We start from the raw sequence: 11,764 nt of genomic DNA, 5'->3' as shown, positions 1-11,764 counted from the left end.
GCGTACGAGGATGCCCGGCCGACGCCCTTTCATGTCGGTAGCACCGCGTACTGTCGCGTCCATGCACAACGCGCAGCACCAAGGCTAGCCCCGGCCCGGGGCCGCCCCGAGTCAGGAGAAACCTGATGCGCGCTGCACTCTGCAACACCCTGTTCACCGTGTTCGGTCACCGGATCTGCTGTGGCCGGATCCCCGAGTGGACCGCCTATGTGGGCCAGGAGTGGGACACCTACCACGTCGCCCCGTGGAATCTGTACAACGTGATCTGGCGGATCCAGAACTGGATCCGCGGTGGTGTCGACTGAGGTGTCGAACCACCGAGCCCACCGACTCCGCCGGTCGGGTTCACTCCGGAGCAGTCGCCATCGCCGAGAGTCGCTGCGCGAGAGTCCGTGCCGCCTCCCGCAATTCGGGAGGCTCCAGGACCACGGCGTCGAAACCCAGTCGCGCGACGTGCATGGCGAGCCAATCCAGGTCCTGCCCGCCGACGACGAGCACACACCAACCGTCGTGCTCGTCGTCGACGCGGCCGACCTGGGGCGGCACCAATTCCCGGACCCGGTGGGCGGGGGCATGCACCCGCACCCGCGCAAGATATCGGTAGGGCGCCTCGGTGACGGCGCGTTGCACGTAGGAAATCGGGTCCGGGTAGTCCCTCGGGCGGAACCGCCAGGTCGTCGCCGTCACGTCGCCCATCCGGTCGAGCCGGAAGGTACGCCAGTCGTCGCGGTCGATGTCCCAGGCCATCAGATACCAGCGGTGGCCGGCGACGACCAAGCGCACCGGTTCGGTCGTGCGTTCCCGGCCCTCCCCGTCACGATCGGTGTACCGGAACCGCACGCGCACCGCGTCGCGGCAGGCCCGGGCCAGAACCATCAGCGTGTCGGCGTCGATCTCGATGTCGGGTCCCACCAAGGTCTCCATCGCCCCGTACACCGCCCGCACCTCCGCCCGCAGTCGCGGCGGCATGACCTGGTCCAGTTTCGCGAGCGCCCGCAGCGACGCCTCGGCCGATCCGGTGATCGTGCTTCCCGACGCCAGCCGCAACGAGACCGCTGTCGCAATTGCCTCTTCGTCGTGAAAGAGCAACGGAGGCAATCGTGTTCCGGCGCCGAGCTGGTAACCGCCGCCGACGCCCGCGGTGGCGCGGACGGGATACCCCAGTGCCCGCAACCGCTCCACGTCGCGGCGCACCGACCGGTCGGTGACCCTCAGTTCCACCGCGAGGTCCGCGGCAGTCCAGGACGGCCGGCTCTGCAGCAGCGCCAGCAACCGCAGCACCCGTTCGGTCGTCGCCTCGACGGTCACGATTTCCATCGTCGCACGATCACGGAACGATCCTGTCCGGAATGTGGGGGACGCTTGTACCCATGACGGACCGACACTGGAATTCTCTCCTGCGAGACCAGCTCGCCACCCCGGTACGCAGTCGCCTCGACGGACTCACCGACGAGGAGTACTTCTGGGAACCCGCTCCCGATTGCTGGAACGTGCGCCCGCGAGGCACCGGCACCGCACCCGTGCAGGCCGGCAGCGGCGCCATGACGATCGACTTCGCATTTCCGGAGCCGGACCCGCCGCCGTTCACGACGATCGCGTGGCGCCTCGGCCACGTCATCGTCGGAGTACTCGCGATGCGCAACGCGTCGCACTTCGGACGGGCACCCACCGACTACGCCTCGTTCGAGTACGCCGCGACCGCGGACGAGGCGCTCGCCCAACTCGACGCGGAATACGCGACCTGGGCCGCCGGTGTCGAATCGCTCGGGGAAGAGGGATTGTTCCGCCCCTGCGGGGAGGCGGAGGGTCCGTACGCCGACTACCCGATGGCGACCCTGGTTCTGCACATCAACCGCGAGCTGATCCATCACCTCTCGGAGGTGTGCCTGCTCCGCGACCTCTATCTGCACACCCGCCGTTCGACTCGACAGGAGGTGGGCTGACATGGCCCGCGACATCCAGATCACGTTCGACTGCGGTGATCCCGCAAAACTCGCCCAGTTCTGGGCCGACGTCCTCGGCTACGAGGTGCAGGCCCCGCCCCCGGGTTTCGCGTCCTGGGAGGAAGCACTCGAAGCAATGGGAGTGCCACCGGAACACCACAACGACGCGTCCGCTGTCGTCGATCCCGAGGGAGCCGGACCACGACTGTTCTTCCAGCGAGTTCCGGAAGGAAAGCAGGTCAAGAACCGAGTGCATCTCGACGTTCGAGCGGCACCCGAAACGGACGGCGACGCCCGAATGGAGCTGTTGGAGAAGGAAGCCGAGCGGCTCGTGGCCCGCGGAGCCGAGCGGGTTCGACGCCACGAGCCCGCTCCCCCACTCGACGCCGGACACATCGTGATGACCGATCCCGAAGGTAACGAGTTCTGCCTCGATTGACGGTCGTGCACAAGTCACGGGCCATGCGGGGCCTCGGACCCGGAGGCGTACCGGCTAGGCGGCGTGCCGGGCGGCGAGGGACTCGCCGGCCGAGATCGCCGACTCCTCCGCGGTTTTGCGCATCGTCACCGCTGTCTCGGTGAACTCGTCGAGGGCGGGGTTCACGCCGACGAGGGTGAAGTCGCGCTCGACGATCGTGAGGTCCGCACCCCAGTGGTCGACGAGAATCCGACGTGCGTAGCCGGTGCTGTGGTCCCAGCCGTCGCGCGGAGTCCCGGGTCCGTACGCACCGCCGCGTGTGACGACCAGGACGGTGGGCGTGCCGTCGAGAAGCCGAACGCCGTGCTCGGCGCCGACCACGGTGAGATCGATCCATGCTTTCACGTGCTGTGAGACGCCGTAGTTGTAGAGCGGGAACGCCAGAACGACTGCCGTAGCCTGCTGCAACTCGGTCGCGAGTCGCTCTGCGAGGGCGAGTGCATGGCGCTGCGGCTCGTTGCGATCCTGTTCCGGCGTGGCACTTCCGGCCAGGGCATTTCCCCAGGCGTCGGACGGCAGGGGGTCCTGACCGAGGTGCCGCCGGACGACGGGAACCGCGGGGTGCGCAGCGGTGACCCGATCGAGAACGAGATCGGCCAACGCGCTGCTTGCGGAGCGGTCGCCTTGAATGCTGGCGTCGATACGGAGTAGGTGCATGATTTCTCCCGAGAGTTACGGACTTGAATGTTCAAGTCGGACGTTACACGCGACGACTTGAATGTTCAACACGTCGGGTACGGTGTTCGTGTGAGCGTCGAAAACACCCGCGCATCCGCTTCCTCCGGCGATGACGAGACCCTCTGGCTGTCACCGGACCAACTGCGCGATTGGGTATCCCTCGTCGAACTGCTGTCGACGCTTCCCCCCGCCATGGACGCGCAGCTCAAGCGAGACGCGGGGATGAATTCGTTCGAGTACCACATCCTCGCCGTGCTGGCCGAGGCGCCGGACCGCACCCTGATTCTCAGCGAGCTGGCCCCGTTGGCACAGGGATCACTGTCCCGCCTGTCCCACGCGATCACCAGACTCGAGCGGTCGGGATGGGTCGAGCGGCGCAGCTGCACCGTCCGCGGCGGTCGGCGAGCCGAAGCGTGGCTCACCGATGCCGGACTTGCGAAGCTCGAAAAGACCGCGCCGGGCCACGTCCGGGAGGCGCGTCGTCTCGTCGTCGACGTTCTCACTCCCGGCCAGTTCGCCGCGCTCGGCGATGCCGCCCGGACCATCAACGCGGCACTCACGGCGGGTCCGGCCGAGTGCCCGGAGTCCACGGACAGTTGATCCGCCAACCGGCACGGCCGCTCGTGTGAGGATCGCGGACATGGATGTCTTCCTGAAATCCGGGCGGCTGGTGCTGCGTCCCTTCACCGGCACCGATGCCGGCAACCTCGTAGCACTCGACAACGACCCCGACGTCATGCGCTTCATCAACGGCGGCCGCGCCGCGAGCCTCGAAGTTGTCCGAACGCAGACGCTGCCACGGCTCTTGCACGAGTACCCGTGCTTCGGCACCCGCGGCTACTGGGCAGCGGAAGACAGGGACACCGGAATCTTCCTGGGCTGGTTCGAGTTCCGCCCCCTGGATGACCATCGCTCCGCCGTAGTCGAACTCGGCTACCGACTGAACAGGGCCGCCTGGGGCAAGGGCCTGGCCACGGAGGGATCGCGCGCTCTGATCGACAAGGGGTTCACCGACCTCGGAGTGGAGCGGGTCACCGCGAACACGATGGCGGTCAACACGCGCTCCCGGCGCGTGCTGGAAAAGGCAGGTCTGCTGTTCGTACGAAGCTTCACCGGGGACTGGGCCGAGGCGATCGAGGGATCCGAACACGGCGACGTCGAGTACTCCCTCACCCGAGCCGAGTGGGAACAGCGCCGGTAGTCGCTTCTCGGTGCGCCGGGCTCGTCTCGCGATGAGTTCCACCGTGGCGACGAGTCGACCCACTCGACAACGTTTCCGAGATGAAGGACCTGATCATGGAAGACACCGGGAGCGCATTCATCGACGTGATGACGATCGGGGTACCGGTCACCGACCAAGACCGCGCACTCGCGTTCTACGTCGACACACTCGGCTTCGAGACACGAATGGACGTACCGCTCGAACAACTCGGGGGCCGCTGGATCATCGTCGCGCCACCGGATGCCCGCACGACAATCGCGCTGGTTCCTGCCGGCGACGGCATTCCTGCGGGCATCGAGACCGGAATCAGGCTCACCACGTCCGATGCCGCGGCGCTGCACACGCAACTACAGGAGCGCGGCGTCGTCGTCGGTGAAGTGCTCCTCTGGGACGGCGTACCACCGATGTTCACGTTCCGCGATCAGGACGGGAACGGTTTCGAGGCAGTCGAGCAACCCGCCCTCGACGCGGTCTGAGGTGGGGCGGGCGGGGCTCGAACCCGCGACCAATGGATTATGAGTCCACGGCTCTAACCGACTGAGCTACCGCCCCTCCGCGGCGACGTGTCGCCGCAGAACACTGCCGCATCGGACAGCGCTCCGGAATGGTACCTGGGGCGGCACCGCCGAATCGAGACGGGGTGACGCAGTTGTGTCACGACCGTCACACCGACCGGTGCCCCAGGCCACAAACGAAAAATCCTCCCACCCTGCGACGGGTGGGAGGATTTCACGCGCTCCCCCGGCTGGACTCGAACCAGCAACCGTTCGATTAACAGTCGAATGCTCTGCCAATTGAGCTACAGGGGATTGTCCTGCGGTGCTCCGCGGTTTCCCCCGGTGCGTGGAAAACCATAGCGCTCAACCCGCCGCGGTGCCAAATCGCCTGCACAGTGCGCGTCCGGGCCAAGATCAGGCAGGATGGAACAGACGCGTAGCCACGGGTGGAAGGACAGCACATTGATGGGTTTGTTGGTCGGAGTCGCCGCGGGCTATGTACTCGGCACCAAAGCGGGTCGTGCCCGATACGAGCAGATCAGCAAGACCGCGCGGGCGGTGGCGGGGAGCCCGGTCACCAAGAAGGCGATCGAGGTGGGACGACAGAAGCTCGCCGACTCGCTGAGTCCTCAACCGAAGCTCGAGCCGATGAAGCCGATCGACGAGCACACGACGATCATGATCCCGCGGGATCAGCTCAAGAAGTAGCTGCTCAGCCGGCCAGGCCGTCGCCGCTCGTATCGCCGATGGCCTGGTCGAGCAAGCTCCGCCGGTACTGCTCGAGTGCCATGAGGTCGCCGAGCAGCGCGTGGAACTCGTCCGATTCGGTGGCGGGCGAGATGCGCTGCAACTTCGACTTCAGTTCCGCGACCTGCTCCCCCACCCACACTTCTTGCAGGCGTGCCAGCACGCCGCCGATGTAGCGCGGAATGCGGTCTTCCTCGGCCGGTATCGGCTCGACTGCGAGTTCCATCACCAGCGAATGCGCGACAGGGTCCTTCGCTGCCCGGCCGACCGCGTCGACCCACTCGCCGCCACCCATACCCGAACCGGTGCCGCCCGCGGCAGCGACCGCTGTACGGACCGCTGCGTACGCCGGATCGGTGAAGGTCTCCTTGGGCAGCGAATCGAATACGGTTCCGGCAATGCCCGGGTACTGGAGGGCGGCCTTGAGCGCATCACGTTGCGGCCACAGGGACGGGTCGTTCGGGCGGGGGCGGCGCAACGCCGACGCGGGCGCCTGGGGCGCCACGGTGGCTCCGGCCCGGGACTTCGTTTCCGGTGCGCGGGCACCTCGCCGCGCTTCGTCCTGCACCCGGCGTCGCACCGCGGGAATGTCGTCCCAGCCCACCCAGTGCGCGAGTTGCACCGAGTAGTTGTCGCGCAAGGTGCGGTCCTTGATCTGCGCGACCACCGGAACGCAGCGGCGCAGTGCCTCGACCCTTCCCTCCGCGTTGTCCAGATTGTGTTCGGAGAGAATGGATTTCACCACGAACTCGAACATCGGAGTCCTGCGGGCGACGAGATCGCGCACGGCGCCGTCACCGGACTCCTGCCGGAGTTCGCAGGGATCCATGCCCTTGGGGGCGATCGCGACGTAGGTTTTCGCCGCCGTCTTCTGGTCGCCCTCGAATGCTTTCATCGCGGCGGCTCGGCCGGCGTCGTCACCGTCGAAGGTGTAGATGACCTCGCCGCGGAAATAGCTGTCGTCCATGAGCAGGCGGCGCAGCATGGCCAGGTGCTCGTCGCCGAAGGCGGTTCCGCACGCGGCCACGGCGGTCTTCACGCCGGCGAGATGCATGGCCATGACGTCGGTGTAACCCTCGACGATCACCGCCTGGTGTGATTTGGCGATCTCGCGCTTCGCGAGGTCCAACCCGAACAGCACCTGGGACTTCTTGTACAGCTGCGTCTCCGGCGTGTTCATGTACTTCGCGGTGATCTGGTCGTCGTCGTACAGCCGTCGCGCCCCGAAGCCGATGACGTCACCGGAGAGATTGCGGATCGGCCACAACAGTCGCCGGTGGAACCGGTCGATGGGTCCGCGGCGCCCCTCCCGCGACAGTCCGGCCGCCTCGAGTTCTGCGAACTCGAACCCCCGACCGAGAAGATGCTTGGTGAGCAGGTCCCATCCGGCGGGCGCGAAGCCGCAGCCGAACGTCTCGGCGGCGGCGCTGTCGAAGTTGCGCTCGGTGAGGTAGTCGCGCGCCGCCTGGGCACCCGGGGTGCGCAGTTGCTCGGCGTAGAACTCCTGGGCGGCGGCATTCGCGGCGACGAGGCGGGCACGGGTACCGCGGTCGCGCTGGACCGACGGCCCGCCGCCTTCGTAGTTGAGAGTGTAGCCCACGCGCTCCGCGAGTTGCTCGACGGCTTCGACGAAACTGACGTGTTCGATCTTCTGCAGGAACGAGTAGACGTCGCCACCCTCCCCGCACCCGAAGCAATGGAAGTGCCCGTGGTTGGGCCGCACGTGGAACGACGGCGACTTCTCGTCGTGGAACGGGCACAGACCCTTCAGGGAGTCGGCGCCGCCTCGCTTGAGCGCGACGTATTCACCGACGATGTCTTCGATGCGGGCGCGGTCGCGAATGGCCGCGATGTCTCTGTCTGAAATTCGGCCGGCCACGACGTCGATTCTAAGCCGCTCGGCCGCCGCCGCCCGCAGCGGTGGTCCCGCGTCGCGGTGCTACCCCCAGCTGGCCTGCGCGGCGAGGCTGTCCCGGTCGATGCGCTCGAGCCGGGATTCGGTGCACGACGCGATCTGATCGACCACCACGCGCACCCGCGCCGCGTCGTCGGGTGCGTCTTTCCACGCCGCGGCGAAGAACGGATCGAGGCCCACCGGCGCCGTCCGCAGCAGCCATTCCGCGACGCGGTGGATCCGCTCGCGCTGCGCCTCCTGCCGGGTGCGGTGCACGCGGTCGGACATCACGAACTGCAGCGCCATCGTCTTGAGCAACGCCACCTCGGCGGCGACCACGGGCGGGATCACCAGGTCGGCGTCGTATCTCGTGACGGGTTGGTCACCGGTGACCTCCCGCGTTCCCAGGATCGCGGCGGTGGCGTATCGGCCGACGAGTTCGCTGGTGAGCCGTTTGAGAGCGACGGAACTGGCCAGGGTGCCGTCGAAGGTTCCGACGTCGATCACGACGGGCATCTCCGACAATCGTTTCGCTGCTTCGGTGAGTTCGTCGGGGACGAGATCGGAGAATTCGCGCATGCCCAGTTCGATGAGCGCGGACACTGCGTCCGCGTCGCCGAGCACCCGCAGGTCGATCCGGCCGTCGATGACGCCGTCCTCGACGTCGTGCACCGAGTACGCGACGTCGTCGGACCAGTCCATGATCTGCGCCTCGAGGCATTTGCGGCGATCCGGCGCGCCCTCCCGCACCCACGTCAGCACTTCGACGTCGTCGTCGTACGCGCCGAACTTCGCGCCCGGAGACGGCCGCGTCCACGGATATTTGAGCGTCGCGTCGAGGGCGGCGCGGGTGAGGTTCAGGCCGGCGCTCGTGCCGTCCGGATAGAGAACCTTGGGCTCCAGGCACGTCAGGATGCGCAGGTTCTGCGCGTTCCCTTCGAATCCTCCGCACGGCGCCGCCACCGCGTCCAGGGCGCGCTCTCCGTTGTGCCCGTACGGCGGGTGCCCGATGTCGTGGGCGAGTCCCGCGAGGTCCACGACATCGGCGTCGGCGCCGATTCCCTCCGCGATGCTGCGGCCGATCTGCGCGACCTCCATCGAGTGCGTGAGCCGGGTGCGCGGAGTGTCACCGTCGCGAGGGCCGACGACCTGAGTCTTGTCGGCCAGCCTGCGCAGGGCAGCGGAGTGCTGGACCCGCGCGCGGTCGCGCGCGAATGCGGTGCGGTCGGCGGCGGCCCGTTCAGCACCGATCAACGCCGAGCGCTTCGGCGGTTCGGCGACACGCCGCTCCAGATCGTGTTCGCTGTAGCCCTGCATCAGATCCGTCCTTCGTCGCACCGGCCGTACGTCCCCCGGCCCCTACTCACATGTACGCCTACCCATATCTTCGTCCTTCACCATCTCGGCCTCCCACCCGCGGTCACTGCTCTGCTGTGTACGGGAAGTCCGCGGAGAAATGGGTGATCTGGTACCAGATCAACGCGCCCGTTTCGCGGGCGATCGCGTGAAACTGCGAGTTGCGGGTGAACACCGCCGGGCCCTGACGGGTCGGCGCGGTCCATGCGTCGAGACCCGAGTCGCGGGCCATGGTCCGGGTGCGCAGCGAATGCCACGGATCGCTCACCAGCACCGACGACGACAACCCCAGCTCGCCCATGTCCCTGCTCACGGCTTCTACGCTGCGCAGCGTGTCGGATCCCTCTTCCACCGCCATGATCGCCTCCGCGGGCACGCCCCGGGAGACGAGATAGTTCTTGCCCGCGGCCGCTTCGGTGAACAGATCGCCTTCCTGCTTGCCACCGACGGTGACGATCATCGGCGACACCCCTGCCTCGTACAGCTTGAGTGCCTGCTCGAGTCGTGCTTCGAACACCGACGACGGTGTGCCGGAGTACTGGGCGGCGCCGAGCACGACGATGGCGTCGGCGGGCGTCCTGTCGTCGATGCGGGCGACCTGCCACACCCGTATCGCCGTTCCGCCGACGACGAGGATCGCGGCGAGCAGCGCACCGACCACCAGTCGCCTCAGCCACCGGGTGATGCGGGCGCCCGTGCCGAGATCGTCCTCGGCGCGGCCTGGCGCGGGGACCCTGGGGTGGGATGCGGTACTCACCCCTCAAGTCTGCCAGTGGACGCGGGGAACGAAGCAGGGCGACGCGCCGACCGTGCTTCGTTCCCGCGAACCACTAGATTCGTTGTCATGCCCCACGCATCGTCCCCGCGCCGACGTCCCGCCCGGATCGTGCCCGCGCTGCTACCCCTCCTGCTCGCCGCGATCGCGTGGCTGCTGATGCCCGTCGCGGCGTCGGCCGAGCCCCCGTCACGACTCCAGTCACCGATCAGCGACAGCGCCGGAGTCCTCGATGCCGACGACGTCGCACGTATCCAGCAGGCGGTGGACACGTTGTACGACGAGCACCGCCTGCAACTGTGGGTCACGTATGTGTCGACCTTCGACGGCCAGAACTACGACGCCTGGGCGCAGGCGACCGCGCGGGCCAGCAACTTCGGTCCGGACACCGCCCTGCTCGCCGTCGCCACCGACGACCGCGAGTTCGCGTTGTGGACCCCGAACGGATCGGATATTTCCCAGTCGGAACGCAACCGCATCAGCTCGAACGACATCACGCCCGCGCTGCGCACCGGTGACTGGGCGGGCGCCGCCGTGGCCGCGGCGGACGGCCTCGATGCCGCGTTGACGCCCTCGAGCGCGCCCACCACGACACTGCTCGTCGGTGGCGGCGTGATCGCCGCGGGTGCCGGCGGCGTCTACGCATATTCGCGGCGGTCCAAGCGCAAGCGTGCCGAGACGGCCGCCGCGCGCGCAGCGGCGATCGATCCCGCCGATACCGGCGCACTGGCCGCGCTCCCGCTCGAGGGTCTCGAGCTGCATGCCCAGAAGGTACTGGTGGAGACGGACAACGCAGTGCGCTCGAGTTCGGAAGCACTCGAGCTGGCGCGCGGCGAATTCGGCGACACGGCAGTTCAGCCGTTCGACCGGGCGTACCGGCAGGCGCAGGCCGCGCTCGCGAACGCGTTCGAGATCCGGCAGCGTCTCGACGACGACATCCCGGAGACCCCGGAGCAACAGCGCGAGATGCTGGTGCAGCTCGTCTCGTCGTGCGGGCAGGCCGACCGCGAGCTCGACGCGCAGGTGGAGGCGTTCGACCGGATGCGGGACCTGTTGCTCGACGCTCCCGACCGGCTCGACGCACTGACACAGCGCGCCATCGGCCTGCGGGCACGTATCCCGCAGGGCGAGGCCGCCCTCGCGCAGCTGACCGAAGAATTCCCGGCGGAGGCGCTCGCGCCCGTCAAGGACAACGTGTCGCTCGCGGTCGAGGAGATCGAGTACGCCGAGAAGGCCATCGATGAAGGCCGGGTCGCAGTGTCGCGTCCGGCGGGTGAGCAAGGTGACGCGGTCCGCGCGATCCGCGAGTCCGAACGCGCACTCGGACACGCGGCAACGCTCCTCGACGGTGTCGAGCACGCCGCGGAGGACATCCGCCACGCGATCGCGACTCTTCCGGCTGCCATGGAAGATGCGGCGCAAGGCATTGCCGACGCCGAAGGGCTCGTTGCCGCAGGTGGCCCGGAACTCGCCGAAGCGCGCCGAGCCGCCCAGGAGGCACTCGAGCATGCACGGGCCGCGCAGCACACCGACCCGCTGGGAAGTTTCACGCGGGTCGTGGAAACCGACGCGCGCCTCGATGCCCTGCGGGCGCAGACCCGCGCGGCTCGAGAGGAGGAAGCGCGGGCCCGCCGGCGGCTCGAGCAGGATCTGACCGCCGCCCAGGCACAGGTCACCGCCGCATCCGATTTCATCGGCACGCGACGCGGCGTCGTCGGCGCGGAGGCACGCACGAGGCTGTCGGAGGCGCAGCGCCATCTGGACGCGGCCCGGCAGCTGGCGTCGACGGACGCAGCCCAGGCGCTGCAGCACGCCCAGACGGCGTCGGCCCTCGCGTCCCGCGCCTTGAGCGCCGCACGCCGGGATGTCGAGTCGTGGGAACGTCGCAACCCGCCGCGCGGTGGCGGTTCGTCGGGAGGCAACATCGCCGGTGCCGTGCTGGGTGGCATCCTCATCAACAGCGTTCTCGGGGGCGGCGGGCACGGTGGTGGCTTCGGAGGCGGAGGCTTCGGAGGCGGCGGCTTCGGGGGCGGCGGAGGCGGATTCGGCGGGTCGAGCGGCGGCAGGTTCTGACGCCGCACAGGTAAAACCCTGGTGGGAAAATGCCCGCTCAGCGGGCAACAACTCACCCGAGTTCACAAAGACTCGCCGGCCCTCCCGTGATACGGGAGGGC

The 11,764-nt window shown here is 68.2% G+C and carries 13 protein-coding genes and 2 tRNA genes; 8 read left to right on the top strand and 7 right to left on the bottom strand.

Annotated elements, in window-relative coordinates; all coding sequences use genetic code 11:
- The first annotated feature begins 125 nt into the window (after positions 1–125).
- A complete protein-coding gene (locus ACFWBU_RS20790) occupies positions 126–305 on the top strand; it encodes a hypothetical protein (RefSeq protein WP_169620267.1) in 180 nt (59 codons plus the stop codon).
- Between the two features lie 40 nt (positions 306–345).
- Here ACFWBU_RS20790 and ACFWBU_RS20785 read toward each other — a convergent pair whose 3' ends face one another.
- Positions 346–1,308, bottom strand: coding sequence for a helix-turn-helix transcriptional regulator (locus ACFWBU_RS20785; RefSeq protein WP_378529115.1), 963 nt, complete (start codon positions 1,306–1,308; stop codon positions 346–348).
- Between the two features lie 62 nt (positions 1,309–1,370).
- On the opposite strand from ACFWBU_RS20785, the gene ACFWBU_RS20780 reads away from it, so the two are divergent.
- Positions 1,371–1,943 (top strand): DinB family protein, encoded by a 573-nt coding sequence (locus ACFWBU_RS20780; protein ID WP_169620268.1) that lies wholly within the window; start codon positions 1,371–1,373, stop codon positions 1,941–1,943.
- A 1-nt stretch (position 1,944) separates the two neighbouring features.
- Positions 1,945–2,382 (top strand): VOC family protein, encoded by a 438-nt coding sequence (locus ACFWBU_RS20775; protein ID WP_378529114.1) that lies wholly within the window; start codon positions 1,945–1,947, stop codon positions 2,380–2,382.
- A 54-nt stretch (positions 2,383–2,436) separates the two neighbouring features.
- On the opposite strand, the gene ACFWBU_RS20770 is transcribed toward ACFWBU_RS20775, so the two are convergent.
- A complete protein-coding gene (locus tag ACFWBU_RS20770; protein WP_296550106.1) occupies positions 2,437–3,078 on the bottom strand; it encodes an FMN-dependent NADH-azoreductase in 642 nt (213 codons plus the stop codon).
- Between the two features lie 90 nt (positions 3,079–3,168).
- On the opposite strand from ACFWBU_RS20770, the gene ACFWBU_RS20765 reads away from it, so the two are divergent.
- From ACFWBU_RS20765 to ACFWBU_RS20755, 3 genes are all read left to right on the top strand, one after another.
- On the top strand, positions 3,169–3,699 hold the full coding sequence (locus ACFWBU_RS20765) for a MarR family winged helix-turn-helix transcriptional regulator (RefSeq protein WP_296550107.1): 531 nt from the start codon (positions 3,169–3,171) through the stop codon (positions 3,697–3,699).
- 40 nt (positions 3,700–3,739) lie between these two features.
- Positions 3,740–4,300 (top strand): GNAT family N-acetyltransferase, encoded by a 561-nt coding sequence (locus tag ACFWBU_RS20760; protein WP_169620272.1) that lies wholly within the window; start codon positions 3,740–3,742, stop codon positions 4,298–4,300.
- Positions 4,301–4,380: 80 nt separating this feature from the next.
- Entirely contained in the window at positions 4,381–4,797 is a 417-nt protein-coding gene (locus tag ACFWBU_RS20755) for a VOC family protein (protein ID WP_378529113.1), read from the top strand.
- Positions 4,798–4,799: 2 nt separating this feature from the next.
- Here ACFWBU_RS20755 and ACFWBU_RS20750 read toward each other — a convergent pair.
- Both ACFWBU_RS20750 and ACFWBU_RS20745 read right to left on the bottom strand, forming a co-directional pair.
- Positions 4,800–4,873: transfer RNA gene (locus ACFWBU_RS20750), tRNA-Ile, on the bottom strand.
- 184 nt (positions 4,874–5,057) lie between these two features.
- A tRNA-Asn gene (locus tag ACFWBU_RS20745) sits at positions 5,058–5,130 on the bottom strand.
- A gap of 150 nt (positions 5,131–5,280) precedes the next feature.
- Between ACFWBU_RS20745 and ACFWBU_RS20740 the strand changes: the two genes are divergently transcribed.
- On the top strand, positions 5,281–5,526 hold the full coding sequence (locus tag ACFWBU_RS20740) for a hypothetical protein (RefSeq protein ID WP_206036732.1): 246 nt from the start codon (positions 5,281–5,283) through the stop codon (positions 5,524–5,526).
- Between the two features lie 4 nt (positions 5,527–5,530).
- Here the strand turns inward: ACFWBU_RS20740 and dnaG are convergent, their stop codons facing one another.
- The 3 genes from dnaG to ACFWBU_RS20725 form a co-directional block, all read right to left on the bottom strand.
- A complete protein-coding gene (gene dnaG, locus ACFWBU_RS20735; RefSeq protein ID WP_169620300.1) occupies positions 5,531–7,444 on the bottom strand; it encodes a DNA primase in 1,914 nt (637 codons plus the stop codon).
- A 60-nt stretch (positions 7,445–7,504) separates the two neighbouring features.
- Positions 7,505–8,776 carry a deoxyguanosinetriphosphate triphosphohydrolase gene (locus ACFWBU_RS20730; protein ID WP_169620301.1) on the bottom strand — a complete coding sequence of 424 codons (1,272 nt, stop codon included), beginning with the start codon at positions 8,774–8,776 and terminating at the stop codon, positions 7,505–7,507.
- A gap of 103 nt (positions 8,777–8,879) precedes the next feature.
- Positions 8,880–9,500 carry a YdcF family protein gene (locus ACFWBU_RS20725; RefSeq protein ID WP_296550222.1) on the bottom strand — a complete coding sequence of 207 codons (621 nt, stop codon included), beginning with the start codon at positions 9,498–9,500 and terminating at the stop codon, positions 8,880–8,882.
- 159 nt (positions 9,501–9,659) lie between these two features.
- Here ACFWBU_RS20725 and ACFWBU_RS20720 point away from each other — a divergent pair, with 159 nt between their 5' ends.
- Positions 9,660–11,663, top strand: coding sequence for a TPM domain-containing protein (locus tag ACFWBU_RS20720; RefSeq protein WP_378529111.1), 2,004 nt, complete (start codon positions 9,660–9,662; stop codon positions 11,661–11,663).
- Positions 11,664–11,764: the final 101 nt, after the last annotated feature.

It is taken from the genome of Rhodococcus sp. NPDC060084, from assembly GCF_042730335.1.
Taxonomy (GTDB): Bacteria; Actinomycetota; Actinomycetes; order Mycobacteriales; family Mycobacteriaceae; genus Rhodococcus.
The sequence above is the reverse complement of the archived record's forward strand: the minus strand, read 5'-3'. Positions and strand labels throughout refer to the sequence as shown.